The sequence below is a fragment of the Allosphingosinicella sp. genome (genome assembly GCF_036570505.1).
Lineage (GTDB): Bacteria > Pseudomonadota > Alphaproteobacteria > Sphingomonadales > Sphingomonadaceae > Allosphingosinicella.
Genome location: NZ_DATCYB010000107.1, coordinates 1 through 26,424 on the forward strand (window position 1 = coordinate 1; position 26,424 = coordinate 26,424).

The 26,424-nt window shown below is 66.2% G+C and carries 31 protein-coding genes and 1 pseudogene; 23 read left to right on the top strand and 9 right to left on the bottom strand.

Annotated elements, in window-relative coordinates; all coding sequences use genetic code 11:
- The 11 genes and pseudogenes from VIR62_RS13175 to VIR62_RS13225 all read left to right on the top strand — a co-directional run.
- Positions 1 to 295 (top strand): annotated as a pseudogene (locus VIR62_RS13175) (hypothetical protein); the annotation flags it as partial.
- A gap of 4 nt (positions 296 to 299) precedes the next feature.
- Positions 300 to 2,030: an arginine--tRNA ligase gene (argS, locus tag VIR62_RS13180; RefSeq protein WP_431871974.1), complete on the top strand. Its 1,731-nt coding sequence runs from the start codon at positions 300 to 302 to the stop codon at positions 2,028 to 2,030.
- Positions 2,030 to 2,725, top strand: coding sequence for an SPOR domain-containing protein (locus VIR62_RS13185; RefSeq protein WP_431871976.1), 696 nt, complete (start codon positions 2,030 to 2,032; stop codon positions 2,723 to 2,725). The genes argS and VIR62_RS13185 overlap by 1 nt, the downstream gene beginning before the upstream one ends.
- 8 nt (positions 2,726 to 2,733) lie before the next feature.
- Entirely contained in the window at positions 2,734 to 3,741 is a 1,008-nt protein-coding gene (gene nagZ, locus VIR62_RS13190) for a beta-N-acetylhexosaminidase (RefSeq protein ID WP_431871977.1), read from the top strand.
- Between the two features lie 126 nt (positions 3,742 to 3,867).
- Complete coding sequence (locus VIR62_RS13195; RefSeq protein WP_431871978.1) at positions 3,868 to 5,505, top strand: S10 family peptidase; 1,638 nt, start codon at positions 3,868 to 3,870, stop codon at positions 5,503 to 5,505.
- Between the two features lie 82 nt (positions 5,506 to 5,587).
- Positions 5,588 to 6,349 (top strand): segregation and condensation protein A, encoded by a 762-nt coding sequence (locus VIR62_RS13200; RefSeq protein ID WP_431871979.1) that lies wholly within the window; start codon positions 5,588 to 5,590, stop codon positions 6,347 to 6,349.
- Positions 6,346 to 6,933 carry an SMC-Scp complex subunit ScpB gene (scpB, locus tag VIR62_RS13205; RefSeq protein WP_431871981.1) on the top strand — a complete coding sequence of 196 codons (588 nt, stop codon included), beginning with the start codon at positions 6,346 to 6,348 and terminating at the stop codon, positions 6,931 to 6,933. The genes VIR62_RS13200 and scpB overlap by 4 nt, the downstream gene beginning before the upstream one ends.
- Before the next feature lie 31 nt (positions 6,934 to 6,964).
- Positions 6,965 to 7,225: a twin-arginine translocase TatA/TatE family subunit gene (locus tag VIR62_RS13210; protein ID WP_431871983.1), complete on the top strand. Its 261-nt coding sequence runs from the start codon at positions 6,965 to 6,967 to the stop codon at positions 7,223 to 7,225.
- Between the two features lie 26 nt (positions 7,226 to 7,251).
- Positions 7,252 to 7,599 carry a Sec-independent protein translocase protein TatB gene (tatB, locus tag VIR62_RS13215; RefSeq protein ID WP_431871985.1) on the top strand — a complete coding sequence of 116 codons (348 nt, stop codon included), beginning with the start codon at positions 7,252 to 7,254 and terminating at the stop codon, positions 7,597 to 7,599.
- Positions 7,596 to 8,366 (top strand): twin-arginine translocase subunit TatC, encoded by a 771-nt coding sequence (gene tatC, locus VIR62_RS13220; protein WP_431871986.1) that lies wholly within the window; start codon positions 7,596 to 7,598, stop codon positions 8,364 to 8,366. Before tatB ends, tatC begins: the two co-directional genes overlap by 4 nt.
- Positions 8,363 to 10,102: a phospholipase D family protein gene (locus tag VIR62_RS13225; protein ID WP_431871988.1), complete on the top strand. Its 1,740-nt coding sequence runs from the start codon at positions 8,363 to 8,365 to the stop codon at positions 10,100 to 10,102. The genes tatC and VIR62_RS13225 overlap by 4 nt, the downstream gene beginning before the upstream one ends.
- Before the next feature lie 60 nt (positions 10,103 to 10,162).
- Here the strand turns inward: VIR62_RS13225 and VIR62_RS13230 are convergent, their stop codons facing one another.
- Positions 10,163 to 10,303 (bottom strand): entericidin A/B family lipoprotein, encoded by a 141-nt coding sequence (locus VIR62_RS13230; RefSeq protein ID WP_431871990.1) that lies wholly within the window; start codon positions 10,301 to 10,303, stop codon positions 10,163 to 10,165.
- 377 nt (positions 10,304 to 10,680) lie between these two features.
- Between VIR62_RS13230 and VIR62_RS13235 the strand changes: the two genes are divergently transcribed.
- Positions 10,681 to 10,887, top strand: a complete 207-nt coding sequence (locus VIR62_RS13235) for a hypothetical protein (RefSeq protein WP_431871991.1) — start codon at positions 10,681 to 10,683, stop codon at positions 10,885 to 10,887.
- On the opposite strand, the gene VIR62_RS13240 is transcribed toward VIR62_RS13235, so the two are convergent.
- Together VIR62_RS13240 and VIR62_RS13245 are read right to left on the bottom strand one after the other, a co-directional pair.
- Complete coding sequence (locus VIR62_RS13240; RefSeq protein WP_431871992.1) at positions 10,884 to 12,395, bottom strand: sensor histidine kinase; 1,512 nt, start codon at positions 12,393 to 12,395, stop codon at positions 10,884 to 10,886. The two genes, VIR62_RS13235 and VIR62_RS13240, sit on opposite strands and share 4 nt — an antisense overlap.
- Before the next feature lie 90 nt (positions 12,396 to 12,485).
- Entirely contained in the window at positions 12,486 to 12,689 is a 204-nt protein-coding gene (locus VIR62_RS13245) for a NepR family anti-sigma factor (protein ID WP_431871994.1), read from the bottom strand.
- Positions 12,690 to 12,988: 299 nt separating this feature from the next.
- On the opposite strand from VIR62_RS13245, the gene VIR62_RS13250 reads away from it, so the two are divergent.
- Positions 12,989 to 13,783: a response regulator gene (locus VIR62_RS13250; protein WP_431871995.1), complete on the top strand. Its 795-nt coding sequence runs from the start codon at positions 12,989 to 12,991 to the stop codon at positions 13,781 to 13,783.
- 291 nt (positions 13,784 to 14,074) lie between these two features.
- The gene (locus VIR62_RS13255) at positions 14,075 to 14,728 is read left to right on the top strand and encodes a sigma-70 family RNA polymerase sigma factor (RefSeq protein ID WP_431871996.1); all 654 of its coding nucleotides are present in this window, start codon (positions 14,075 to 14,077) and stop codon (positions 14,726 to 14,728) included.
- Positions 14,729 to 14,784: 56 nt separating this feature from the next.
- Here VIR62_RS13255 and VIR62_RS13260 read toward each other — a convergent pair whose 3' ends face one another.
- Complete coding sequence (locus tag VIR62_RS13260) at positions 14,785 to 14,934, bottom strand: hypothetical protein (RefSeq protein ID WP_431871998.1); 150 nt, start codon at positions 14,932 to 14,934, stop codon at positions 14,785 to 14,787.
- A 104-nt stretch (positions 14,935 to 15,038) separates the two neighbouring features.
- Here VIR62_RS13260 and VIR62_RS13265 point away from each other — a divergent pair, with 104 nt between their 5' ends.
- Complete coding sequence (locus tag VIR62_RS13265; protein WP_431872000.1) at positions 15,039 to 17,741, top strand: bifunctional [glutamine synthetase] adenylyltransferase/[glutamine synthetase]-adenylyl-L-tyrosine phosphorylase; 2,703 nt, start codon at positions 15,039 to 15,041, stop codon at positions 17,739 to 17,741.
- A 2-nt stretch (positions 17,742 to 17,743) separates the two neighbouring features.
- Entirely contained in the window at positions 17,744 to 18,208 is a 465-nt protein-coding gene (locus VIR62_RS13270) for a peroxiredoxin (RefSeq protein ID WP_431872001.1), read from the top strand.
- 16 nt (positions 18,209 to 18,224) lie between these two features.
- On the opposite strand, the gene VIR62_RS13275 is transcribed toward VIR62_RS13270, so the two are convergent.
- Complete coding sequence (locus tag VIR62_RS13275; protein ID WP_431872003.1) at positions 18,225 to 18,701, bottom strand: cupin domain-containing protein; 477 nt, start codon at positions 18,699 to 18,701, stop codon at positions 18,225 to 18,227.
- 257 nt (positions 18,702 to 18,958) lie between these two features.
- Here VIR62_RS13275 and VIR62_RS13280 point away from each other — a divergent pair, with 257 nt between their 5' ends.
- Positions 18,959 to 19,135: a hypothetical protein gene (locus tag VIR62_RS13280; RefSeq protein WP_431872004.1), complete on the top strand. Its 177-nt coding sequence runs from the start codon at positions 18,959 to 18,961 to the stop codon at positions 19,133 to 19,135.
- Positions 19,136 to 19,201: 66 nt separating this feature from the next.
- Here VIR62_RS13280 and rpsI read toward each other — a convergent pair whose 3' ends face one another.
- A complete protein-coding gene (rpsI, locus tag VIR62_RS13285; RefSeq protein ID WP_431872006.1) occupies positions 19,202 to 19,738 on the bottom strand; it encodes a 30S ribosomal protein S9 in 537 nt (178 codons plus the stop codon).
- The gene (gene rplM, locus VIR62_RS13290; RefSeq protein WP_431872008.1) at positions 19,738 to 20,217 is read right to left on the bottom strand and encodes a 50S ribosomal protein L13; all 480 of its coding nucleotides are present in this window, start codon (positions 20,215 to 20,217) and stop codon (positions 19,738 to 19,740) included. The genes rpsI and rplM overlap by 1 nt, the downstream gene beginning before the upstream one ends.
- A 315-nt stretch (positions 20,218 to 20,532) precedes the next feature.
- Between rplM and VIR62_RS13295 the strand changes: the two genes are divergently transcribed.
- Positions 20,533 to 20,697 carry a hypothetical protein gene (locus tag VIR62_RS13295; protein WP_431872009.1) on the top strand — a complete coding sequence of 55 codons (165 nt, stop codon included), beginning with the start codon at positions 20,533 to 20,535 and terminating at the stop codon, positions 20,695 to 20,697.
- Positions 20,698 to 20,718: 21 nt separating this feature from the next.
- Here VIR62_RS13295 and cutA read toward each other — a convergent pair whose 3' ends face one another.
- Together cutA and VIR62_RS13305 are read right to left on the bottom strand one after the other, a co-directional pair.
- Entirely contained in the window at positions 20,719 to 21,063 is a 345-nt protein-coding gene (gene cutA / locus VIR62_RS13300) for a divalent-cation tolerance protein CutA (protein ID WP_431872011.1), read from the bottom strand.
- Positions 21,060 to 22,127, bottom strand: a complete 1,068-nt coding sequence (locus tag VIR62_RS13305; RefSeq protein ID WP_431872012.1) for a COX15/CtaA family protein — start codon at positions 22,125 to 22,127, stop codon at positions 21,060 to 21,062. Before VIR62_RS13305 ends, cutA begins: the two co-directional genes overlap by 4 nt.
- A gap of 117 nt (positions 22,128 to 22,244) precedes the next feature.
- Between VIR62_RS13305 and VIR62_RS13310 the strand changes: the two genes are divergently transcribed.
- From VIR62_RS13310 to VIR62_RS13330, 5 genes are all read left to right on the top strand, one after another.
- Entirely contained in the window at positions 22,245 to 22,613 is a 369-nt protein-coding gene (locus VIR62_RS13310) for a MerC domain-containing protein (RefSeq protein WP_431872013.1), read from the top strand.
- 78 nt (positions 22,614 to 22,691) lie between these two features.
- Entirely contained in the window at positions 22,692 to 23,153 is a 462-nt protein-coding gene (locus tag VIR62_RS13315) for a Fur family transcriptional regulator (RefSeq protein WP_431872015.1), read from the top strand.
- 79 nt (positions 23,154 to 23,232) lie between these two features.
- Entirely contained in the window at positions 23,233 to 25,158 is a 1,926-nt protein-coding gene (dxs, locus tag VIR62_RS13320) for a 1-deoxy-D-xylulose-5-phosphate synthase (RefSeq protein ID WP_431872017.1), read from the top strand.
- Positions 25,159 to 25,369: 211 nt separating this feature from the next.
- The gene (locus VIR62_RS13325) at positions 25,370 to 25,672 is read left to right on the top strand and encodes a GxxExxY protein (RefSeq protein ID WP_431872018.1); all 303 of its coding nucleotides are present in this window, start codon (positions 25,370 to 25,372) and stop codon (positions 25,670 to 25,672) included.
- The gene (locus tag VIR62_RS13330; RefSeq protein ID WP_431872020.1) at positions 25,669 to 26,403 is read left to right on the top strand and encodes a TlyA family RNA methyltransferase; all 735 of its coding nucleotides are present in this window, start codon (positions 25,669 to 25,671) and stop codon (positions 26,401 to 26,403) included. Before VIR62_RS13325 ends, VIR62_RS13330 begins: the two co-directional genes overlap by 4 nt.
- Positions 26,404 to 26,424 lie beyond the last annotated feature (21 nt).

The following is a 26,424-nucleotide window of genomic DNA, read 5'->3' on the forward strand; positions in this document are numbered from 1 at the left end:
CGCGAAGCTCGCCGGCTTCATCGAGACGCTCGCCGGATGCGGCGTGGTCGCCGATGCCTGTCGCGCTGTCGGCATGAGCGTCGCAAGCGCCTATGCCTATCGGAATCGCCGCGCCGGCCGCGCCTGGGGCATGGCCTGGAACACCGTTCTCATCCGAGGGGGAGGAACAGGCGCCGCTTCCGGTCTCATCGGAGCGGGCGGAGCCTCGCATCCGGACTTTCGATTGGTGAGCCACCATGCTTCAAATCGGCCCATCCATCGGCTAAGGCCGCGCCTTCCCGCAGTCATCGGATGAACACGTGACCCTCTACGCCCGCTTCGCCGCGCATATCGACGCCGTTCTCGACCAGCTCGAAGGCGAGGGGCAGTTGCCCGCCGGCATCGAGCGAAAGGCGGTGGCGGTCGAGCCGCCGCGCGACGCCTCGCATGGCGATCTCGCCACCAATGCGGCGATGGTGCTGGCGAAGAGGGCGGGCACCAATCCTCGTGCGCTCGCCGAGCTGATCGCGCCGAAGCTTCGGGCGCTGGACGAGGTCGCCGCCGTCGAGGTGGCGGGCCCCGGCTTCATCAACGTCCGTCTCGATGCCGGTCTCTGGCGGGACGAGCTTCGCTCCATCCTGGCGGACGGCGCCGACTACGGCCGTTCCAGCCTCGGCGGGGGCGAAAAAGTCAATATCGAATATGTCTCGGCCAACCCCACCGGGCCGATGCATATGGGGCATTGCCGGGGCGCGGTCGTCGGCGACGCGCTCGCGTCCCTGCTCGAATATGCGGGCTACGCCGTCACGCGCGAATATTATGTCAACGACGCCGGCAGCCAGGTCGACACGCTCGCCCGCTCCGCGCACCTGCGCTATCGCGAGGCGCTGGGCGAGGATATCGGCGGCATCCCGGAGGGCTTTTATCCCGGCGACTATCTGAAGCCGGTGGGCGAGGGGCTCGCGGCCGAGTTCGGCGACCGCTACGTCGCCGCCCCCGAGGCGGAATGGCTGCACCTCTTCAAGACGAAGACCGTGGCGGCGATGCTCGACCTCATCCGCCACGATCTGGGGCTGCTCGGCATCCATCACGACATCTTCGCTTCGGAGGCGCAAGTGCAGGGGAGCGGCGCCGCCAATCGTGTGGAGGCGACGCTTCGTGACAAAGGCCTGGTCTATGAGGGCCTGCTCGAAGCACCCAAGGGCGAGACGCCGGAGGATTGGGAGCCGGTCGAGCTGACCCTGTTCCGCTCGACCGAGTTCGGCGACGACCAGGACCGGCCGATGAAGAAGTCGGACGGAAGCTGGACCTATTTCGGCGCCGATGCCGCCTATCATCTCCAAAAGGCGGAGAGTGCGAATCACCTCATCAACATCTGGGGCGCCGATCATGCCGGCACGGTGAAGCGCGTCCAGGCCGCGGTGAGGGCGCTGACGGACGGCCGCGTCGATCTAGACGTCAAGATCGTCAACATGGTCCGCCTGTTCCGGGCTGGCGAGCCGATCAAGATGTCGAAGCGGTCGGGCAATTTCGTCACGCTCGCAGATGTCGTCCGCGAGGTCGGCAAGGACGTGGTGCGCTTCATGATGCTCACCCGCCGCGCCGACGCGCCGCTCGATTTCGATTTCGCCAAGGTGGTCGAGGCGTCGAAGGACAACCCCGTCTTCTACGTCCAATATGCCCATGCCCGCATCTGCTCGCTGCATCGGCGGACGAAGGAGGCCGGCATCGACTTGCCCGACACCGCCGATCTTTCTCTTCTCGACGACGAGGAGCTGGCGCTCGTCAAGCTGGGCGCTCAGTTCCCGCGCGTCGTCGAGGCGGCGGCGCAGGCGCACGAGCCGCACCGCATCGCTTTCTATCTTAACGACCTCGCCGCCGCGCTCCACGCGCAGTGGAACAAGGGCAATGACGATCCCGCCCGCCGCTTCTTATTGGCACACAATCCCGATTTGACGCGGGCGCGACTGGAATTGGCTTCGGGGATCGGGCAGATTGTGCGTAACGGCCTGGCGATCATGGGGGTAGCCGCCGCTGAGGAGATGCAGTGATGACCGACACGCGCGCCGACGATGAAGGACTGCCGGAAGGCGACCGCCTGCCCTGGCTCGAAGCCGTAGAGGAGGAAGAAGCGAGCGAGGGGCCGACCGCCGCCAAGCTCGTCGCTTTTGTCGTCATCGGTCTGGTCGCGATCGGCCTGATCGTCGGCGGCCTGTTCTGGATGGGCAATCGCGGCGAGGGCGGCGAAGGCGGTGAGCCCGAGCTGATCGCGGCGCCGGAGGGCGACTACAAGGTGAAGCCCGAGGATCCGGGCGGCATGGAGGTGGAAGGCACCGGCGAAACCGCCTTCGCCGCCAGCGAGGGCGCCGTGCCCAAGGGTCAGATCGACGCCGGCGCGATGCCCGAAACGCCCGTCACCAAGGAAGCTCCCGCTCCCGCCAGGGCCCCGGCGGCGAAGGTTCCCGCCGAGACGAAGCGCTCGCCCTATCGGCCCCTGCCGGCCGAAGGCGGCTCGGGCGCCGGCGCGACCATCCAGCTTGGCGCTTTCTCCAGCCAGGCAGGTGCCAACAGCGCCTGGAAGGCGCTTTCCGGCCGCTTCTCCTACCTGGCGCCGCTCAGCCACAGCGTCACGCCGGTCGAATCGGGCGGCAAGACGCTTTACCGCTTGCGCGCTAGCGGGCCGGATGCGAGCGGCATTTGCGGTCGCCTGCGCGTCGCCGGCGAGGCCTGTGTGCGTATCGACTAGGGGAAGCAATGCAGCCGGCGATTTACGGATTGGCGGGTGAAAGCCTCACCGCCGACGAGAGGGATTTCTTCAAGGACGCCGATCCCGCCGGCTACATCCTCTTCCGCCGCAACTGCGTGGGAGCCGACCAGCTCCGCGCCCTGACCGACAGCCTCCGCGCCCTCCACGGCCGCGACGACGTTCCGATCCTGATCGACCAGGAAGGCGGCCGCGTCGCCCGCATGCAGCCGCCGGTCTGGCCCCAATTCCCCGAAGCCGGGCGCTTCGCCGACCTCTACGCCAAGGCCCCGATCAGCGCGATCGAGGCGGCCCGCGCCAACGCCCAGGCGCTCGCGGTGATGCTGAAGGAAGCCGGCATCAACGTGAACTGCCTGCCCCTGCTCGACGTGCGGCAGGAGGGCGCGCACGACATCATCGGCGACCGCGCGCTCGGCGCCGAGCCGATGCAGGTGGCGGCCCTGGGCCGCGCCGTGCTGGAGGGCATGGCCGCCGCGGGGGTCGTCGGCGTCGTCAAGCACATGCCCGGCCATGGACGCTCGACGAGCGACAGCCATGTCGAGCCCCCGGTGGTGAATGCGTCGGACGAAGAGCTGGACTTGGACATCGAACCCTTCCGCACGCTTCGCAACGCGCCGATGGGCATGACCTCGCACGTCGTCTACACCGCTTGGGACGCCGAACGTCCCGCCAGCCTGTCCCCTGGCGTCATCGGAGATATCATCCGCGGCCGCATCGGCTTCGACGGCTTCCTCATGTCAGACGATCTAGGCATGCACGCCCTCACCGGCGGCTTCGACGAACGCGCCCAGGGTGTGGTCGCGGCCGGCTGTGACGCGGCGCTGCACTGCTCGGGCGACATGGCCGAGATGGTCGCGGTCGCAAAGGGACTGGGTGAGATGACGGATGCGGCGCTGAAGCGCCTGGACCGCGCCATGGCCAGCGTCGCCGATGCGGCTCAGGCTGCCTCCTATGACGAACTCGCCGCCAAGCGAGACGCGCTGCTGGCCTATGTGTGATCCCCGAGGAAACGCGCTACCGTAGTAACCGCCACTGCGGCCGATAGGGTTGCGCCCCGAAACCATTTCTTGCGAACATCGAGGCTTCCCACCTTCACATCCCTGTTCGGAAGGACTCTCGTCGCAATGCGCTTCTGGCCGATCGTTTCCGTTTTCGCTCTTGTCTTGACCACGGCCGCCGCCGCTCAATCGGGTGGAGAAGCCGACAAGGGCGACGGGAAGTCCGGGAAAAGCGTCGAGGCGCTGCATAAGGATGCCGTCGCCAAGGAAGCCGAGGCCGGATGGGCGCGCGCGCCGGTCGAGGAGCGCGAGGTCGTCACCCGCCACAGCATCCGCGTTGGCGGAAAGACGCTCGATTATGCCGCGACGGCGGGAACGCTTACCCTCCGCGACGCCGTGGGCAAGCCCGAGGCCAGCATCTTCTACACGGCCTATACGCTGGACGGCACTAGGCCCGGCACCAAGCGGCCGATCATGTTCTTCTTCAACGGCGGTCCCGGCTCGGCTAGCCTGTGGCTGCACATGGGCTCGTTCGGCCCCATGCGGCTGACGACCGGCAATCCCGAATATGTCCGCCCGGCGCCCTTCGATTTCGGGCCCAATCCCGACACTTTGCTGGGCAAGGCCGACCTCGTCTTCATCGATGCGCCGGGCGCCGGCTATTCCCGCCCGCTGGGCGATGCCAAGCCGTCCGATTTCTACGGCGTCGATCAGGATGTCGATGCCTTCACCCGCGCGATCCTGCGCTACGTCACCAAGTTCGGCCGGTGGAACAGCCCCAAATTCCTGCTCGGCGAAAGCTACGGCACGTTGCGGTCGGGCGCTCTCGCCTATCAGCTGCAGGACCGCGGCATGGCCCTGAACGGCGTCATCCTGCTCTCCTCGATCATGAATTATGGAATCCGTCAGCCGGGTTTCGACCAGATCTACCTGACCTATTTGCCAAGCTATACCGCCACCGCCTGGTACCATAACCAGCTGCCGAACCGGCCGGCGACGGTGGAAGAAGCCGTCGCCGCCGCGCGGCAGTTTGCCGAGGGCCCCTATGCCGCCGCCCTTGCCAAAGGGCAGACCATCAGCCCCGAGGAGCGCGACGCGGTCGCCCAGCGGATGAGCGAATTGACCGGTCTTCCGGCCGACTTCATCGAGCGCTCGAACCTGCGCGTCGACCTTTCCCGCTTTCGCAAGGAGCTGCTGCGTGACGAGCGGCTGACCGTTGGCCGCTTCGATGCCCGCTATACCGGGGTCGACGTCGACGCGGCCGGCGAGAACCCCGATTTCGACGCCTCGTCGGAAGCGATCAGCGGCGCCTATATCGGTTCGCTGAACGGCTACCTGACCCATCAGCTCGGCTACGAGACAGACATGACCTATCGCCTCAGCGCGCGCGACGCGCCGGGCTTCGAATGGGACTGGAGCCACGAGGCGCCGGGCACACGCCGGGAACAGACCACGCCCAACACCGCCGTGGACCTGTCCGTCGCCATGCGGACCAATCCGTATCTGAAAGTGCTTTCGCTCAACGGCTATTACGACATGGCGACGCCCTTCTACGGCACGGAATACGACCTTCGCCACATGATGCTGGAGCCGGCGCAGCAGCGGAATCTGGAGTTCCTTTATTATCCGGCCGGGCACATGACCTATCTCAATCCCGAAGCGCTCCGGCAGATGCGGGTGGACCTCGGCCGTTTCATCGACGAGGCCGTGGCCGAGGCACGAAGCGGAACGCCGCCCCAGCCGCCGGCCATCGCCGCCCGGTAGCGGCCTTTCCAGGCGATCGGGCGGCGCCCCGAACGGGAGATTCCCGCTTCGCAATCCGGTCCCGACGGCCTAGTCTTCCGTCGTGGAATTCGACGATTCCTTTGAAGAAGCGCCCGCCGTGGCGGAGGCGGACAGGCTGACTTTGGACCTGGACGGGTGGGAAGGGCCGCTCGATCTGCTGCTGACCCTGGCGCGTTCGCAGAAGGTCGATCTGGCCAAGATCTCGATCCTGGCGCTCACCGAGCAGTATCTCGCCTTCATCGCCGACGCCAGGAAGCTCAAGCTGGAGATCGCGGCCGATTATCTGGTGATGGCGGCGTGGCTCGCCTACCTCAAATCCTGCCTGCTGTTGCCCAAGGACGCGGAGGCCGATCCGAGCCCCGAGGAGCTGGCGATGAGGCTCCAGCTGCGGCTGCAGCGGCTGGGGGCGATGCGCGAGGCCGGAGCGCGGCTCATGGCGCGGGACCGGCTGGGGCGCGACGTCTTCGCGCGCGGGAGCCCGCAGGGGCTGCGCGTCATCCGCAAGGCGGCGTGGCAGGCCGAGCTTTACGACCTCATCGCCGCCTATGGCCTGGTCAGGGCGCGGACCGAGCCGGCCGTGCATGTCGTGTCGCGACGACCGGTGATGACCCTGGAGGAGGCGCTGCTTAGGGTCGAGCGGCTGCTGGGCACGAGCGTCGAATGGGCGCGGATCGAAAGCTTCCTGCCGGAGACGCAGGATGCGGGCTTCAGGAAGTCCGCGCTCGCCTCCAGCTTCGTCGCGAGCCTGGAGCTGGCGCGGCAGGGCAGGGTGGAGCTTGACCAGAAGAGCGCCTTCTCCCCGCTCTACATCCGCGCGGCATGAGGGAGCTTCCCGACGATATCCGCGCCGTCGAGGCGACCCTGTTCGCAGCCGAGGAGGCGATGAGCGAAAAGGAAATCGCTGACTATGTCGGCGAGGGCGTCGACGTGGCGGCGGCGATCGAGGCGCTGGCGGACCATTATGCGGGGCGGGGGGTGAACCTCGTCGAGCGGGGCAAACGCTGGCATTTCCAGACGGCGCCGGACATGGCCCATATCCTCAGGCGCGAGCGGGACGAGGCGCGCAGGCTCTCCCGCGCCGCCGTCGAGACGCTGGCGATCATCGCCTATCATGAGCCGGTCAGTCGCGCCGAGATCGAGGCGATCCGGGGCGTGCAGATCTCCAGGGGAACGCTCGACGTGCTGATGGAGGCGGGCTGGGTCCGGCCGGCGGGCCGGCGCGAGGTGCCGGGGCGGCCACTCATCTACGCCACCACCGCAACCTTTCTGCAGCATTTCGGCCTTACCAGCCGCCGCGACCTGCCCGGCATCGACGATCTGAAGGCGGCAGGTCTCCTCGATCCCATCGATGCCGCGCTGGAACAGATGGGCCAACTGGAACTGGAAACGGAGCGCGAGGAGGACTAGGTACGTTCTCAAGCGTAATCGGAGAATTGAAATGGGTGGTCTTAGCCTCTGGCATTGGCTCGTCGTCGGCGTCATCATCTTGCTGTTGTTCGGCAAGGGCCGCTTCTCCGACATGATGGGGGATGTCGCCAAGGGCATCAAAAGCTTCAAGAAGGGGATGACCGAGGACGAGGAGAAGCCGGCGGAACCGCGGCGCATCGAGGGCGGTCGCACGGTCGATGCGCCTCCGCCAGCGGCGCCTCCCGCCGAAAGCAGCGCTGCCCCTCGTCCCGACGAGCGGCGCGAGCCCTGATCGGCTCGCCTGAAGGGCGGGGCTGAATGTTCGACATAGCGCCTACCGAACTGCTGATCGTGGCCCTGGTCGCGCTGGTCGTGATCGGACCCAAGGATTTGCCGCGCGTCATGCGCACGGTCGGCCACTGGGTCGGCAAGGCCAAGGGCATGGCGCGCCACTTCCGCTCCGGCCTCGACACGATGATGCGCGAGGCCGAGCTCGAGGAGATGGAAAAGAAATGGAAGGAGGAGAACGAGCGTGTCATGCGCGAATTCCCTTCCGCCTCGGCCCCCGCCTCCCCGCCCGCCGCCCAGACGGAGGCGCCGCCTCCGCCGCCCGAGGGCGAGATGCCGCCGTCGCATGACGGCGACGACCGGCGGGAACTGCCATGAAGGATGTCGACGACAGCCGCGCGCCGTTGATGGACCACCTGATCGAGCTGCGTCGCCGGCTCATCTGGTCGTTCGCGGCCTTGCTCGTCGCCTTCGGAGTCAGCTTCTATTTTGCCAACGAGATATTTTCCTTCCTCGTCCAGCCTTTGGTCGATGCCTTCGGGCCGGGGCAAGGCAAGCTCGTCTATACCAAGCTCTATGAGGCCTTCTTCGTCGAGGTTCGGGTGGCCTTCTTCGCCGCCTTCTTTCTCGCCTTCCCGGTCATCGCCAACCAGATCTGGGCGTTCGTCGCGCCGGGCCTTTATTCCAAGGAGAAGCGGGCTTTCCTGCCCTTCCTGATCGCGACGCCAGTGCTGTTCCTGATGGGCGGCGCGCTCGCTTATTATGTGGTGATGCCGACCGCGTTCGAGTTCTTCCTCGGCTATCAGGGCAATCTCGGCGGTATCGAGCAGGAGGCTTTGCCCTCGATCGGCGAGTATCTCAGCCTCGTCATGCATTTCATCCTGGCGTTCGGCATCGCCTTTCTGCTGCCCGTACTGCTGATGCTGCTGGAGCGCGCGGGGATCGTGACCCGCGACCAGCTGAAGCGCGGACGGCGCTACGCCATCCTCGTCGCATTCGTCATCGCCGCCGTGGCGACGCCGCCCGACGTCCTTTCCCAGTTCATGCTCGCCATCCCCCTCATCTGCCTCTACGAATTGTCGCTCGTCGCCATCTGGTTCACCGAGCGCCGGCGAGCGCGGGAGAAGGGGACGGAGTTGCTTTGACGGACAAAGTGCGGTCGCCGTTCCTGGGCGTCCATAACGCCATGCTGGCGGTGAAGGACCCGCCGGAGTGGATGAAGCCGTCGTCGCCACGCACCGGCTGCAGCGTCATCCCGCTGGTCGAGGCGGCGGACATGTATCCGGAGCTCGAGCATCTGCTGCTGGACGCCAGGGAGACGGTCTGGCTCTCTTTTCGGGTGTTCGATCCCGACACGAAGCTCAGGTCCAAACGATCGAAGAAGCTGGGACTCTCTGACTGGTCCGCGCTGATCGCCCACACGGTGAAACGCGGCGTCGAGGTCCGAATCCTGCTTTCGGATTTCGAACCGGTTCTGGCCGATTATCTTCACGCCGGTTCCTGGTGCACCTATCGGACGATCCGCGCCATCATCGAGACCCTCGACCAAGACGAGCGTGGCCGCCTGCAGCTGATCGTCGTTCAGCATGAAGGGGAAATGGGCTGGGGCTGGCGGCAGCTCCTGCGCCTGCTCCTGCGCCGTCGTATCCGCAAGATTGTCGAGAAGCTCCTGAAGCGCAAGGCGCACAAGGACGGCGGCCTCGAAACGCGGCCAGGCCTGTGGCGCCATGTCGAATGGGAAGAGAAGAAGCCCCGGGCCTGGAAAGCGGCGCCGCCGCCTCGCCTGTGGCCCGCGACCTACCATCAGAAATTCGTCGTGATCGATGGCGAGAAGGCGATTATCGGCGGGCTCGACCTCGACGAACGCCGCTGGGACGACCGTCGCCACGATCAGCGCGCCGACCGCACTTGGCACGATATCTCGGCCCTGGTCGAAGGGCCGGCGGTCGCCGATGCGGCCCGCCATTTCGCGCGCCTCTGGAATCGAGAGATGCCGCGCTACCGCGCCACCGTCGCGGAATGGACCGATGGCTGCGGCCGCGAGTTGATGCTCGATCCGCTGAGCGAGATTACGACCAAGCCAAAGGGGCAGGAGGTGGAGGGCAAGGCCACAGTCCAGCTGGCCCGCACCATGTCGATCCGATCGGATGGGCTGTTCGCGATTGGGCCGCTCCATGGCATCCGCGAACTCAAGGCCGCCCACAAGGAGCTGATCCTCTCGGCGCGGCGCCAGCTCTATATCGAGGGGCAATTCTTCCGCTCCAAGTCAGCCGCCGACTGGATCGAGGCGGCCTTGAGGGCCAATCCCGGACTGGAGGTCATCATCCTTGTCGCCAATGCTCCGGAGGAGATCGCCTTCGAGGGTCAGACCGACAATCTAGCCCATCGTCATGGCGAGCACCTCCAGGCGCGGGCGCTCGGGCGGCTTCTCAAAAAGGCGGGGCCGCAACGGGTTGGCCTGTTCACGCTCGCCAAGCATGAAGACGTCGAGGCCGACGAAAAAGAATTCGAGAAGACCCGGGGCACCGCCTTCGGCTCCGGCCTCATCCACATCCATTCCAAACTGCTGATCGCGGACGATGAATCGTGCCTGCTTTCCTCGGCCAATATCAACGGCCGGAGTTTCGAATGGGATACGGAGCTGGGCTTCCTCTGGACCGAGCCGGGCGAGACGATCGCGGATTTCAGGCATGGCTTGTGGAAGCAGCTTTTCGGCGGATCCCTGCCCAAGGACATGAGCCTCGAAGGCTGGCGCGACATCGCCCGCCACAACAGCACAGCCGACCCCGACGACCGCAAGGGGTTTGTCGTGCCCTACCAGCTAGGCCGGGCGAAGCGCTTCGGGCGTCCTTACTGGTTCATTCCCGACGATCTTGTCTGACACGAAAAAGGCGCCGCCACGCGGGCGACGCCTCTTCATACCACAGTAGGCGGGTGTCGGTTAGCAGTCGACGCCCTCGGCGCAATCCTCGACGGCATCGCCGACGGACTCGACGTCTTCGCCGGCACCCGCGATGGTGTTGCAGGCGGCAAGCGCGAGGCTGCTCGAAATAGCGAACAGCGCGAAAATCTTACGAACCATCATCTCTCTCCTGATCTAATCAACGCGCGCGACGATCGCGTAATTCGGCGTGCGAGGTGAGGGGTAAATGCGCGCGGGCGAGACTTGGTTCCACTGGCGTCACAAGGCCGGATCATGCGCTTTTTTTAAGGAAAAGTCGCCCAAAATGTAGAGCCCGGAGGCGCCACCGGGGGGGGAGGTTGGCGCGTCCGGGCTCATGTTCTGGATAGCGAGAGCGGGGGGGCAAAAGGTCACTATCCGAAGGGGAAAACGAGGGACGCGGCAGCCGGTTCCCGCGACCGTCAAAAATTTCGCCCTCGCGTGAAAAATCCTCGTTGTCCAAGCGGAGCGAAACCCTGCGCTCGGCTGCCGGTTGTCAGTGAATAGAAGGAGCCGTCATGAACAAGCCCCCCAAAGCGCCGCCCCATTCGGACCTCGATGGCGTCGGCGAGGACGAAAAGAACAATGTCGATGCCGCCGTCGAATCGGGTCAGGGCACCGGCGATCTCGCGAAAGCGAAGGAAAAATCGGTCGGCAGGCCACCTTATTCGACAGACCGGAAAGTCCGCGACGATCGTGCGGACCGAGGAAAGCCTGCGTGCTAAGTCCTGTCGAAGACGGCGATGTCGAGGGCATAGCGACCTGAGTCGGTGTCGCGCTCTATCGTGGAGCGGAGCTGGCGCGACAGGCCGGTGACGATGCGGTCGAAGCGTTCGAACAGCTGGGGATCACACGGGGTCGCCCCCCGGAGGGCATCGGACTCGATCGTCAGTCTGGCGGATCCCGCGCCCGCGCCGGCGGCGACCAGCGAAATCGTCACCACTTTCGCATCGCAGAACATCGCGAATTCGACGATCTCGGTGATCAGAAAGGCGACCGATACGGCCACGTCCTGGGTGACCTGGAATGGCTCGATATCGATCCGGATGACCATGCCGGCGGCGGAGGCGGGAGCGGTCGCGCGCAGGTTCGCGGCCAGTTCCGAGATGAGCGAGCGGAGGGCGACGCCGCGATTTTCCTCCAGCTCGGCAAAATGGTTGCGATGGACCACGGCCAGGGCGTCCACACGCCGCTGGATAGAGGCATAGGCGGCGGCGACGTCTTCGTTTGGCGATCCGCGGGCGTGCAGGTTGAGGAGTGAGGCGACGACCTGGAGGTTGTTTTTCACCCGGTGGTGGACTTCACGTACCAACCGGCTCTGGCGCTCGATTCCGGCTTCGAGATCCCCCTCGTGGCGGGCGACGGTCTGGGTCAGGCGGTCGAAGGCGAAGCCCAGGTCGCTGATCTCCCGTGCGGGCGTCCTCAGCGTCGGCAGGTCCAGATGCCGGTCGCCGGGCTGGTAGGCGGCGACGGCGCGCTGCACACGAAGGAGCGGCCTCAAGAGCAGCCGATCGAGGATCACCCAGCCGATGATCGCGGCGAAAATCCACATCATCACCGGCAGGAGAATCGTCAGCAGCTCCACGATCGAGATCGGGATCGCGCCCAGCGTGATTCTCATCTGGAGTCGCTCGTCCACGATGGGCACCGTTCCCGACACGAATTGTTCGAACGGTCTCGGCTGATAGCCGTCGTGCAGGGTCATCGTTCGGCGGCCGTCGATCAGCTCCAGATCGAACTCGCTGTCGCCGCCGGCGATACTGGTGAGCTCGGCGAGGCTTTCCCGCGTGAATTCGCCGCTGCCCTCCACGTCGCCATCGTCACTGAAAAGGGCAAAGCGAAGCGCGCTACCGTCTTCGCCGATCGTGACGATCGAACGCCGCCCGTCCGCTCGGGGAACGGCGAACGGAATGAAGCCGGGAGTGGCACAGCGAATGACATTGTTGTCGCCGTAAAGGGCGAAGCGGCCGACCGAGGATTGCGCCCGCGCGAGCCTCTGGAGCGTCGTCTCGCAAATGCGCGAATCGACGGCGGTGAGCGCGATCGCGGTGCTGGCGGCGCGGATCGTGCCGGAGCTGTGTGAAAGAAGGGCAGTCAGCCGTTGCGCCTCGATCTCGAGCTGCGACAGCGTCTGCTCGGCACGCTTGTCGTTATTGTCGCGCGCGCTCTGGACCGAGGCGAGAATCGCGACGAGCCCGAGCGGAAACAGTCCCAGGCTCAGGATCAGCAGCATCTTCAGTCCGGTCGAGAGTCTCGCGAACCGTGATGCGAACCAGCCTCTATCCTCTCGATCCACCCTGCGATGACCGTTTTCCGAAGCAGATCACCCCAGTTTTCCGAGCAAGTCGAGCATTTCCGGCGGAATCTCCTCCTCCACCGTACGCTGATAGACAGTCCTTAAAGCCAGCCCCAGCTCCGGATTGTCGGGCCGCTTCTCTTTTGGTCGTGATGGGTTGGGAATGTCGGCCTCTGTCGGAGGATGGGGTTTGCGCCGGCGGTCGCCATCCTTTTCATGCTCAAAAGTCAAATCGATCTACCCCTCGCGACCCGAGGCCGCGCCCGCTTCAAAATTTCAGTGCGTGCCCGCCGATCCTGTGCTGGTGCGGACCGGACCCGAACAGACCCCTCTACTCGGAGCGTTTTAACGGTCCGCGTCGCCATGGAAACAAAAAAGTCGCCCATTGGTTCCATGTCCTGAGAGGGAGCGGGCCGGGCCGTTTTCTTTTGCATGTCCATCCTCTTTGCCGCCGCGTCCAGGCAGGGTTGCAAAGCGGGGGGCGGCCAATCACAACACCGGCAAGACATCATGCAGGAGTCGTAACGAACATGTCGCTCGGCCAGGAACTCGCGCCCCATCTCCCTTTCCTCAGGCGCTATGCCCGCGCTCTAACCGGCAGCCAGGGGCATGGCGACGCCTTCGTCCGGGCGACCTTGGAAGCGATCGTCGCCGCGCCCGACGATTTTCCGCGTGACGTCGATCCGCGGCTGGGTCTTTACCGGACCTTCCATGCCATCTGGTCGTCGGCCAATATCGAGGAGGATCCCGAGGCCGATACCCGAGAGCCCGAGGGCATAGCCCAGGCGCGCCTCGCGCGGATCACGCCGTTGTCGCGCCAGGCGCTGCTGCTGACCGCTATGGAGGGCTTCACGCCCGAGGACACCGGCTATCTGATCGGCGCGTCCGCCGACGAGGTCGAGTCGCTCGTCGCCGAAGCGCTGGCCGAGATCGAGCGCCAGACCCGCGCTGAAGTCCTCATCATCGAGGACGAGCCGATCATCGCCATGGATATCGAGACGATCGTCCGCGACCTCGGCCACAGCGTCACCGGCGTGGCCGTCACCCGCGACGAAGCGGTGGCGCAGGCGATGGCCAAGCGTCCAGGCCTGGTCCTCGCCGACATCCAGCTCGCCGACGACAGTTCGGGCATCGATGCGGTCAAGGATATTTTGGGCGAATTCTCGGTCCCGGTCATCTTCATCACCGCCTTCCCCGAGCGGCTTCTGACCGGCGAGCGCCCGGAGCCGACCTTTCTCATCACCAAGCCGTTCCAGCGCTCTACCGTGAAGGCGGCGATCGCCCAGGCCCTCTTCTTCGACAGCGCGACCGTTCCGGCCGTGTGACGGCTCCGGGGAACAACGCCGGGCCGGCGGGCGTTGCGGGAACAAGTTTCAGAGTATTGAGGAAACGCTCCGCTTATGGATGAAGGCGAACAGCATATCGGCAAAACGGAGGCGCGCGCGGGCACGACTCCTCACATGACCCGATACATCCTGCCCATTTCGGTCACCCTCGTTGTAATCCTCTTCGCGCTGATCATATTCCTTTGGCTATAGCGCGTTAGTTTCCGAAACGAAGTCTGGCGGCAATTGTCGTGCCGTCATAATTGTCAGCACATTCCCGGGGGCAGCCTGATGGCCGGCCAGAAGCCAGTAACGTTCGATGATGAAGACCGCCCCCGAGAGGAACTGGTGCCGCTGCCCGACGGCGAGTTCAAGGATCAGCTCGCCCAGGTGATCCCGCATCTGCGCGCGTTCGGGCGATCCCTGTCGGGCAGCCGCGACCTCGCCGACGACCTGGTGCAGGAGACGTTGCTGAAGGCCTGGGCGGCGCGGAAACGCTTCCAGGCCGGGACCAATATGCGGGCCTGGACCTTCATCATCCTGCGCAATCTCTTCCTCTCCCAGATGCGCCGCGCCCGCTTCAAGGGAGAATGGGATGAATTGACCGCCTCCAAGCTCCTCGCGGCCCCCGCCAGCCAGGACCGTCACGTCGAGCTCGGCGACATGCAGCGGGCGCTGATGCACTTGCCGCAGCCGCAGCGCGAGGCGCTGATCCTCGTCGGCGCGGGCGGGTTCGCCTATGAGGAGGCGGCGGAAATCTGCGGCTGCGCCGTCGGCACGATCAAGAGCCGCGTCGCCCGCGGCCGGGTCGCGCTGGAGACGCTGCTCACCGAGGGCAAGCTCCCGTCGCGGCGCGAGCATGAAAGCGACGCCAGCAAGACGGCGCTGCAATCGATCATGAGCGAGGTCGACGACCTCAGCCGGGATCGGGATCCGCAGGGTTAGATTGTCCGGGATGCCGCGGCGGCCGGCCGCATTCCCGGCCGGCGGCGCTAAAGCGTCTAGTCGAGCTTGGCGAGCAGTGACTCGAACTGGTCGAGCGAACGCATCTCGCCGTCCATGGCGAAGGCCTCGCGCAAGGCATTGCCCACGCCGGCGTGCACGGTGGGGGGTGCCACCTTCACGAAGCGGCGGGAGCATGCTTTGACCATGGCCTCTTTTCTCGGATTCATCATATTCACCTGCTAAGAACGCATTTTGTTCCGCCGGGTTTCAAAGGTTGCGCTTCCCAAACGGAACTGATCTGTCCTGTTGCATGACCGACACATCCGCCGATCGACAGGCCGAGGCCGCTCTGGGACGGGCGGAAATGTACTCGCCTTTCCTCAAGCTGCAGCTCGGATCGAGGCCCGATCTGGCTGAAACGCTGCGCGCCGGAGCCGTGTCTGGAGCACTCGTAATGGCGAAAGCGAGCGGCGCGGGCGCGCCGGACGTGGGGGCGGCGCTGCGCCGCGAGCGAAGTGGATTGGCGCTCGTTCTCGGCGTTGGCGATCTGGCGGGGACGCTTCCGCTGGAACGCGTGGTGACGGAACTTTCGGACTTTGCCGACCGCGCGCTTCAACAGGCGCTCGACGCGGCGATCGAGGCGCGAACGCCGGGCGCGGAGCCCAGGGGCTTCGCGATCATCGCGCTCGGCAAGCTCGGTAGCCGGGAGCTCAACTACTCCTCGGACATCGACCTCCTGTTGCTGTTCGATCCGGCCACTCTTCCGGTGAAACTTCGCGAGGAGCCGGCGCAGGCGGCGGTCCGTATCGGCCAGCGGGTGATCGAGACGCTGCAGAAGAGGGATGCGGAAGGTTATGTCTTCCGCGTCGACCTCCGCCTTCGCCCCTCTCCCGAAGCGACTCCGATCGCGCTCCCGGTCAACGCCGCCATCTCTTATTATGAATCGAGTGCCCTCCCTTGGGAGCGCGCCGCCTTCATCCGCGCCCGCTGCGTCGCCGGCGACCGGGCGCTCGGTCGCTATTTCCTCGACGCCATCCATCCGTTCGTGTGGCGCCGCAGCCTCGATTTCGGCGCGATCGGAGAGCTGAGGTCGATCAGTCGGCGGATCCGCGACCATTATGCCCAGGGACAAAGGTTCGGCCCTGGATTCGACCTTAAGCGCGGCAGGGGTGGCATCCGCGAGATCGAATTCTTCGCCCAGATCCACCAGCTCATCCACGGCGGGCGCGAACCGGCGCTGCGCGAGCCCGCGACCCTCGACGCGCTGGCGACGCTCTCGAAGGCCGGCCGCATCTCCGGCGACGAGGCGTCGGACCTGGTCGAGGCCTATCGACTGTTCCGGACCGTCGAGCACCGGCTGCAGATGGTCGAGGACAAGCAGACCCACACCGTGCCGACCGACGCCGGCGCGCTCGACCGGGTGGCACGCCTACACGGGCTCGACGATGGTCAGGCCTTGCTCGCCCTCCTCGAGCCGCATGTCGCCCGCGTCGGCGCGGCCTATGACAAGCTGGACGAAGCCGACGACGAGCGGCTGCCGCGCGACGTGGAGACGCTTGAGGAGCGACTGGCGAGGGCGGGGTTCGACGATCCGATCGCGGCGCGCCTTCGGGTCGAAAGCTGGCGTTCGGGCAAGGCACGCTCGCTCCGGGCGAGCACGGCGCGCGAGGCGTTCGAGGCGATGCTTCCCGCGCTGGTGGACGCCTTTGGCGCTTCCCCGGACGGCATGCGAGCGATGAACCGCTTCGACGACGTCGTCACGAAGCTGCCGAGCGGCGTCAATTTCTACCGGCTGCTCGAGGCGAGGCCGGGCCTGACGCAGTTGCTCGCCACCTTGCTCAGCCATGCGCCCGCGCTGGCGGAGCAGCTCGGCCGCCGCCCTGAGCTGCTTGACGGGCTGATCGATTCCAGCGCGCTGGAGCCCGCGCGCCCGGTCGAGGCGCTGGCGAAGGATTTCGCCCGGGCGGACCGAGCGGACGAGGATTATCAGTGGCTGCTCGACCGGGTCCGCCGCCGTGTCAACGGCGCTCGCTTTGCCCTCGGCGTGCAATTGGTCGCCGCGCGCAGCGACCCGCTGGAAGTCGCCGGCGGCTATGCGCGTGTGGCCGAGGCGGCGCTTCGCGTGCTGGCCGACGCCACGGTGGCGGAGTTCGAGGCGGTCCACGGGCGGATTCCGGAATCGGAACTCCTCATCCTCGGGCTTGGGCGTCTCGGCGGCGAGGCGTTGACCCACGCCTCGGATCTGGATCTCATCTATCTCTTCTCCGGATCGCACGAGGCGCGCTCGGACGGGCAGAAGCCGCTGGGTGCCACTGATTATTTCAATCGTCTCGCTCCCCGGGTGAGCGCCGCGCTGTCGGTGCCGACGGCGGCAGGGCCGCTTTACGACGTCGATACTCGCCTGCGCCCCTCCGGCAAGGATGGGCTCGTTGCCGTCTCGTTGCCGAGCTTCGCCGAATATCAGCAGGAGCGCGCCTGGACCTGGGAGCATATGGCGCTGACGCGGGCCCGCCCGGTCTATGGTTCGGTCGCAGGGCGCGCGTCGCTCCAGCGCATTGTCGACGGCATTCTGCTGATGCCGCGCGATCCGGCCGTGGTGACCGCCGACGCGGCGAAGATGCGGGCCGAGATGGCCGCGCACAAGCCGGCCAACGGCCCCTACGACATCAAGCTGGGCGACGGCGGCCTCGTCGATCTCGAATTCGCCGTCCAGGTGCTCCAGCTGCGCCACCGCACCGGGCTCCACCCGCAACTCGACCGGGCCGTGGCCGAACTTGCCGCCCAGGGCCTGATCCCGCCCGGGATCGAGCAAGCCCACCGCCTTCTCACCCGGATGCTCGTCACCTTCCGCCTCGTCTCGCCGGCCTCCGACACGCCGCCCGAGGCGACGCGGCCGCTGGTGGCACGGGCCTGCGGCATGGCGGATTGGGACAGCCTGCTTGCGGCGCATGACGAAGCCCGGCACAGCATTTTCGAACTGTGGCGCGACGTCGCCGCCGACAAGGGAGACTGACGATGCTGGCCGAAGGCGATCCCGTACCCAATGTGGCGCTGGAGGGGATGGAGGGAAAGCCGGTCCATCCGGCCGATTTCAAGGGCCAGAAGCTGGTCCTTTATTTCTATCCGAAGGACGACACGTCCGGCTGCACCCGCGAAGCGCAGGACTTCACCGCGCTGGTCGAGGAATTCGAGAAGGCGGGGACTTGGATCCTCGGCGTCTCCAAGGACGATGCGAGGAAGCACCGCAAGTTCACCGAAAAATACGACCTCAAGGTGCCGCTCGCGACCGATCCGGATGGGTCGGTCTGCGAAGCCTTCGGCACCTGGGTCGAAAAGAGCCTGTACGGCCGCAAATATATGGGCATCGACCGCGCCACGTTCCTCGTCGACCGCGACGGCGTCATCAAGCGCGTCTGGCGCAAGGTGAAGGTTCCCGGCCACGCCGAGGCCGTGCTCGCGGCGGCGCGCGAGCTGCCCTAGCGGCTAAAGGGCAAGCTCACTTGGTGCGGGGGTCGTCCGCCTTGTTCACATAGTTGATCGCCCACGGCCCGACGCTGCTCAGCTGAACGACCGACTCTTCCTCGACATGGGCATAATGGTTCATGCCGGGATCGAACGCGAAATAGCTGCCGGCGGGAAGACGCCTCGCCTTGGCGGCGTCCGCGGTCTCCCCCATGCCGACGTGGAAGGCGCCCGATATGACCGTCACGATCTCGGGGCGGGGATGGCTGTGCGGCGGAATCTTGTAACCTGCCGGCATCTTGAGGCGGAGCAGGAACGGGCCTTCCTTAGTGGGATCGCCGTAAAGCAGCGCTCCTTGTGTTCCCGCCGGCAGGGAAGTCGGGCCTGCACTCCAGGCGATTTCGTCGGGCGTTGCGATGTTGTGCGTGCCGCCGGGCGCGCTCTGCGCCGACGCGGTGCCGGCGGAAAAGGCGAGCGAACCCGCCGCGATCGCGAGAACAAGCTGTTTCATTTCGGTCCTCCTGCTGTTGGCCATGAGCCGGAGGCCTAATACGCCTTCCCAGCGAGGAATCCGAGGGCCGTGGCTTGGTGAGCACCAAAAGGCGGACCGGAACGTGTCCGGGCCGATGGGCCAAGCGAAATAGACGGCCTGGTCGCGGCCGTTCGCCTACCAGCCGATGATGACGCCGGCCCGGCAGCCGGTGAAACTTGCCCGGCAATGCCGCCACTCACCCACACGCGTTCGGTGAGGCGCGCGACGGCGAGAGATTGAACGACACTGCGAAGTTGGCGTCCTTGCGGGAGCAAGGTCCCTCTCAGCGCCATCGCCGCGGCGATGCCGCCATGGGCCCGGCGGAAGCCGCGGCCGACCTCGCCGTCAAGATCCGCGACGTGTTCCTCGCGACCTCCGTTGAGGACTGGCTGAAGAAACTGCAATTGCACTGAGGCAGTTGAAACAAGAAGGGCGGCCCATCGCTGGACCGCCCTTCGCAATCGCTTTGGCGCGTGCGCTTAGCGCTTCGAGAACTGGAAGCTGCGGCGGGCCTTGGCCTTGCCGTATTTCTTGCGCTCGACGACGCGGCTGTCGCGGGTGAGGAAGCCGGCGCGCTTGACGGTGGTACGCAGCGCCGGCTCGTAGCGGGTCAGCGCCTGGCTGATGCCGTGCTTGACCGCGCCGGCCTGGCCGGAGAGGCCGCCGCCGCTGACCGTCGCGACGACGTCATACTGGCCGCGGCGCTCGGTGATGTCGAACACCTGGTTGATGACGAGGCGCAGCGTCGGGCGCGCGAAATAGACCGCCTGGTCGCGGCCGTTGACGATGATCTGGCCGGAGCCGGGCTTCAGCCACACGCGGGCGACCGCGTCCTTGCGGCGGCCGGTCGCATAGGCGCGGCCCTGCTTGTCGAGTTGCTGCTCGCGAAGCGGCGCCTCGGGCGGGGCCGGCTGGACCGGCGCTTCCTCGCCTTCGGCGGGGGGGGGCGCCGGAGCGGCGGCCTCGCCCTGGGCGAGATCCTTAAGGTCGGACAGCGATTGACGGGTATCGGACATCAGGCACCCACCTTGTTCTTGCGGTTCATGGCCGCGACATCGAGAGTTTCAGGGGACTGGCCGCCGTGCGGATGCTCGGTGCCGGCATAAAGATGAAGGGCGCGCATCTGGTCGCGGCCCAGCGGCCCGCGCGGGATCATGCGCTCGATCGCCTTTTCAAGCACGCGCTCGGGGAAGCGGCCTTCGAGCACCTTGGCCGGCGTTGTCGCCTTGATGCCGCCAGCATAGCCGGTGTGCTTGTAATAGATTTTGTCGGTCAGCTTCTTGCCGGTGAACTTCACCTTGTCCGCGTTGATGATGACGACATGATCGCCGCAATCGACATGCGGGGTATAGCTCGGCTTGTGCTTGCCGCGCAGGATGTTGGCGACGATCGAAGCGAGACGCCCGACCACCAGTCCGTCGGCATCGATCAGATGCCACTTCTTCTCCACCTCGGCCGGCTTGGCCGACTTGGTGGTCTTCATCAGCGCCTTCATGGGGCAGACCTCTTATTGAACGATTCGCGCCGCCCGTTCTGGAGCGGCGCCGAAGGCGGCCAAATGGCAGGGAGGTGCCGCGAAGTCAAGGATAGCGCGGGTTTGGTGAGGGGTAGCATGATACCGCAGGCATTCAAAGGCCGTTTCGCCGGGGAACGAGCCTGAGCCGCCCTTAAGTGTTACAGACGTTACACGTTTGAGCGTGAGGCGAGGGAGAGACGGGGAGGCTTCGCTCTCCACTTCCAACGCCGACGCAGACGGCCCCTTCAGCATCTGGATCGTGGGGGCATCGCCCTCGCCGGGCGGCTCCAGCGCATGCATCCATTCGCGTTCGGTCGTCTCGATCTTGTCGAGCGTGTGCTCAAGGTCGCGCCGGGCCTCAAGCGGGCGGAGGCGTTGCGCCCGGTCGAGCTCGTGGCGGGGTCAGTAAACCAATTAATCGCCCTCTGGATGGCCGCGTCGCTTCGCTCCTCCCAATGACGTGCCCTGTTGTTCGCGATCTTAGCGCGCCGCGGCGCCGCTATTCTCCAAAACCCAGGATTGGTAAGCGAGGCTCGTCGCGGCGATGGGCCAGATGGCGATGGCGGGGACGGCGTAGCTGTGGCGTTCGGTGATGGCGGCGGCGAGGGGCTGGCCCGACTCCCAGCTTGTCTTGAAGATGGCGGCTACCTCGGTGCTTTCCTCGATATTGCCCTGCCAGCGGTAGATGGAGTGGCAGGGGCCGAGGATGTTGACGCAGGCCGCATAGCGGCGCTCGATCATCTCGCGGCCGATGCGGCGGGCCTCCTCGTCGGAGGCGAAGACGACGTAGACCGAGACGGTTTCGGTCTTGAGGATCGTCGTCATGCGTTCCGCTCGCCCAGCCGGTGCGCCGTCCACACGATGCTGGCCAGGAGGAGGGCGGCCATCGCCTGGTGGGCGACGGCGATCCAGAGGGCGACGCCGCTCATCAGGGTGGCGATGCCGAGCATGATCTGGAGGAGGACGGCACCGATGACCGCAACGGCGGGAAGGGGGTATTTGCGGCGCCAGGCTTCGGCGGCGAGGATAGCGGCGACGCCGGCGACGGCGAAGGCCAGCCAGCGGTGGACGAACTGGACGACGATCGGGTTGTCGACGAAGTTGCCGAGGAAAGGCTCCAGCATCGGTGTGCCGCTGGGGAACCATTCATCGCCCATTTTGGGCCAGCTCGCGAAGGCGTAGCCCGCTTCCAATCCGGCCGTGTAGGCGCCGAAGAGGAGCTGGAGGGCGAGGATCGACAATGTCCAGATGGCCAGGGTCGGCATTCGTGCCGGGCGGGCGGCGGGATCACGTGCCAGGGCGAGGAGGTCGAGCGCGGTCCAGATCAAGGCGGCGAAGATGAGCAGGGCGGCGAGGAGGTGGACGGCGAGGCGGATGTGGCTGACCTCCGGCCGGTCAATCAGGCCCGAGGCGACCATCCACCAGCCGATAGCCCCCTGAAGACCGCCCAGTGCGAGCAGGCCGACGAGGCGCCAGCCATAGCCGGCTGGAATGGCGCGACGCGCCCAGAACCAGAGGAGCGGGAGGGCAAAGGCCAGGCCGATGACGCGGCCGAGCAGCCGGTGGACATATTCCCAGAAATAGATTTCCTTGAACTCGGCCAGGGACATGCCCCGGTTGATCTCGATATATTGCGGGCTCTGGCGGTAGGCGTCGAACTCGGCCTGCCACGCCTCGGCATCGAGTGGTGGTATCGCGCCCGAAACCGGTTCCCAGCGGACCATGGAGAGACCCGACTCGGTAAGCCGGGTGATGCCGCCGATGACCACCATCAGGAAGACGAGCGCGGCGACCGCGAACAGCCAGCTGGGGAGCGCGCCGGGCCGCGCACGCGAGGCCGCCGGCGCCGAAGCGGTGGCCGGAGCGGTGAAAGGTGCCTGGGAAGCCATGATGCGCGATATGGCCCCGCCGACGCAGCTTGCCAATCGCAACTTTTCGCTGAATGTTATGTTGTAACTTTACGCTCGGCGCATTATAACAGCGCCACACGAGGAATCGACGGCATCATGTTCGCGGAAACGGCAAGAGGAGGAGCGCTCGATCGGCTGGCCATCGGCCTGTCGGGGCTGTGTCTCGTCCACTGCCTGGCGAGCGCGGTGCTGGTCGCTGTGCTGGCCTCGGCCGCGGGGCTGCTGGTCAGTCCCGTCATCCATGAAGTGGGCCTCGTTCTCGCGATCGCGCTCGGCCTTGTCGCGCTCGGCCGCGGCGTCGTCGAGCATGGCTATATGATGCCTGCCGCCGTCGGTGGAATGGGCCTCGGCGTGATGGCCGGGGCTCTGACGCTTCCGCATAGCGGCCTCGAGATCGTCTATACGCTCTTCGGCGTCACGATCCTCGCCCTCGGCCACGATCTTAACCGCCGCGCGGCGATCTGACGCCGGCCTGCCGCAATCCGGTCCGGATGGGTACGCTGCTCCTTGTTCCGGGCGGCATATCGGCCTAAATCACCTGCCATGGCCCATGTGCATCATATCCATGCCGGCAAATCGCTGGCGAGCGCCGCCAAGGCGACGATGGAGCGGTCGGGCGAGCAGTGGACGACAATGCGCGCGTCGGTGTTCGAGGCGCTGGCCGGCTTCGACAAGCCCGCCTCGGCCTATGACATCGCCGACAGGGTCTCGAAGGAGCAGGGGCGGCGGGTCGCGGCGAACAGCGTCTATCGCATCCTCGATCTGTTCGTCGGCGCCAACCTGGCGCGGCGGGTGGAAAGCGCCAACGCCTATATCGCCAACGAGCATCCCGACTGCCTCCACGACTGCATCTTCCTCATCTGCGACAATTGCGGACAGGCGACCCATATCGACGACGACAGCCTGGCTGGCGGCGTCCGCGCGGCGGCGCGGCAGGCGGGCTTCTCCGCCGTCCGGCCGGTGATCGAGGTCCGCGGCCGCTGCAGCGACTGCGACGAGGACTGACCGCTCAGCCCCCGAGCCTATGTCGACAGTTGGGGCGGGGCGGTCTAAGAGCGGCGGCCGACAAGGACCAGCGATTCCAATGACCGAACGACCGCCCACGCCGCTTCTCGACACCGTCCAGACGCCCGATCGGCTGCGCGCCCTCGCCAAGGACCAGTTGCGCCAACTCGCCGACGAGCTGCGCGAGGAAACGATCTCGGCCGTCTCGGTGACGGGCGGGCATCTGGGGGCGGGCCTGGGCGTGGTCGAGCTCACCGTAGCCCTCCATTACGTTTTCGAGACGCCCCGCGACCGGCTGGTCTGGGATGTCGGCCATCAATGCTATCCGCACAAGATCCTGACAGGCCGGCGCGACCGCATCCGGACCCTCCGCATGGGCGGCGGCCTCTCCGGCTTCACCAAGCGGTCCGAGAGCGAATACGATCCCTTCGGAGCGGCGCACAGCTCGACCTCCATGTCGGCCGCGCTCGGCTTCGCGGTGGCGAACAAGCTCGCCGATGCGCCGGGCAAGGCGATCGCCGTCATCGGCGACGGGGCGATGTCGGCCGGGATGGCCTATGAAGCGATGAACAACGCGCATCAGGCGGGCAATCGCCTGATCGTGATCCTCAACGACAACGACATGTCGATCGCGCCGCCGGTGGGCGGACTGTCGCATTATCTGGCGCGGCTGGTGAGCTCGGGCAAATACCTGTCGGTGCGGCATCTGGCGCAGCGCTTCGCCCGCAAGCTCCCCCAGCCACTCCACAACGCCGCCCGCAAGGCCGAGGAATATGCCCGCGGCATGGTGACGGGCGGCACGCTTTTCGAGGAGCTGGGCTTCTACTATGTCGGGCCGGTCGACGGGCATGACGTCGAGCGGCTGGTCGATATCCTCGAAAACGTCCGCGACGCCGACGAAGGGCCGATGCTGGTCCACGTCGTCACCAAGAAGGGCAAGGGCTATGCGCCGGCCGAGGCGGCGGCCGACAAATATCATGGCGTGCAGAAGTTCGACGTGGTCTCGGGCGAGCAGGCCAAGGCGCCGGCGGGGCCGCCGAGCTATACGAACGTCTTCGCCAAGGCGCTGATCGGCGAGGCGGAACGCGACGACAAGGTGGTGGCGATCACCGCCGCGATGCCGTCCGGCACCGGGCTCGACAAGTTCGGGGCGAAATTTCCCGACCGCACCTTCGATGTCGGCATCGCGGAGCAGCATGCGGTGACCTTCGCGGCGGGCCTGGCGGCGCAGGGCTATCGGCCGTTCGCGGCGATCTATTCGACCTTCCTGCAGCGCGCCTACGACCAGGTCGTCCACGACGTCGCCATCCAGAACCTGCCGGTGCGTTTCGCGATGGACCGGGCGGGGCTGGTCGGCGCGGACGGGCAGACCCACGCCGGCAGCTTCGATCTCGCCTATCTCTGCACCCTTCCCAACTTCACGGTGATGGCGGCCGCCGACGAGGCCGAGCTCGTCCACATGGTCCACACCATGGCGCTCCACGACAGCGGTCCCATCGCCGTGCGGTACCCGCGCGGCAACGGCACCGGTGTGCCGCTGCCGGCGACGCCTGAGCGGCTGGAAATCGGCAAGGGCCGGATCGTTCGCGAGGGAAAGAAGGTCGCGATCCTTTCGCTCGGCACGCGGCTGGAGGAGGCGCTGAAGGCCGCCGAGGCGCTGGAGGGCAAGGGCCTCTCGACCACCGTCGCCGACCTTCGCTTCGCCAAGCCGCTCGACGAGGCGCTGATCCGCGGCCTGCTGACCACTCATGAAGTCGCCGTCACCGTCGAGGAGGCCGCGGTCGGGGGCCTTGGCGCCCATGTCCTCACTCTGGCGAGCGACGCCGGCCTTACCGACGCCGGCCTTAAGCTGCGCACCATGCGCCTGCCGGACCGGTTCCAGGAGCAAGACAAGCCGGAAAAGCAATATGCCGAGGCAGGGCTGGACGCCGACGCGATCGTCGCCACGGTGCTGAAGGCGCTGCGCCACAACAGCGCGGACGTGGTCGAAGGCGCGCGAGCGTAAGAGAAGGCTCCGCCGCGAAAGGGGATAAGCGACGGAGCCGCCCGATACCGCCCTCACTCTCGAGCAAGGCTGATATGGGGACGTGCCGTGCCAAAACCATCCCCGTCCGCGAAACAAGTGATTGATTCCTGATCCAATTCACGCGCGACTGATGGCCCCCGCGTGGCGGCCATGCCGCCTGTCAATTCTGAGGACTGAGCCAGGTCGCTGATTGAACAGAACCGCAATGCTGATCGATATCGAATATGACGGAATGATCCTACGCGATGGCCTCAGGGCCGATCCGTTGGTCGGCGGCACCCTTACCATCGAGATAAAATCGGTCGAGCGGCTTGCCCCGGTCCATGGGAAGCAGCTGCTCACCTATCTGAGGCTGACCCAGCAGCCCTTGCGGTTGCTCATGAACTTCGGAGCCTCGACATTTCGCGAGGGTATGAAGCGAGTTTTGAACAATCACACCAAGCTCACCGCTTCGCCCCTTCACGTGAACCAGATAAGCACCAGCCCGTCATGACCAGGGTCCGCGCCGATCAGCTTCTGGTGGAACGCGGGCTCGTGGAAAGCCGCGCCAGAGCGCAGGCGCTTATTCTCGCCGGGCTCGTCTTTTCGGGCGAGGCCAGGGTTCAAAAGGCCGGGCAGATGCTGGCCGCCGATGCGCCGCTGGAGGTGAGGGGGCGGGAGCATCCGTGGGTATCGCGCGGCGGGGTGAAACTGGCGCATGCGCTGGAGCATTTCGGCTGGGACGTGACGGGGGCGGTGGCCATCGACGTGGGGTCGTCGACCGGCGGGTTCACCGACGTGCTGCTTCAGAAGGGGGCAGCGAAGGTGTTCGCAGTCGACAGCGGGACCAACCAGCTTGCCTGGAAGCTGCGGCGGGACCCGCGCGTCGTCGTCCACGAGAAGACAAATGCGCGCTACCTGACGCCCGACATCGTCACCGAGCCGGTCGACCTCGTCGTCTGCGACGCGAGCTTCATCGGTCTCGCCAAGGTGCTCGATACGGCGCTCGATTTCGCCACGCCCGGCGGGCGCCTGATCGCGCTGATCAAGCCGCAGTTCGAGGCGGAGCGAAGCGAGATCGGCAAGGGCGGCGTGGTGCGCGACCCCGCAGTGCATGAGCGCGTCTGCCGGACGGTTTCGGACTGGCTGGAAGGGCGCGGATGGCGTGTCGAGGGAATCACCCCAAGCCCGATCACGGGACCCGAAGGAAATGTCGAGTTCCTGATTGCGGCTCACCGCACTTGAAGAACCGCCCGCCAACGCGTA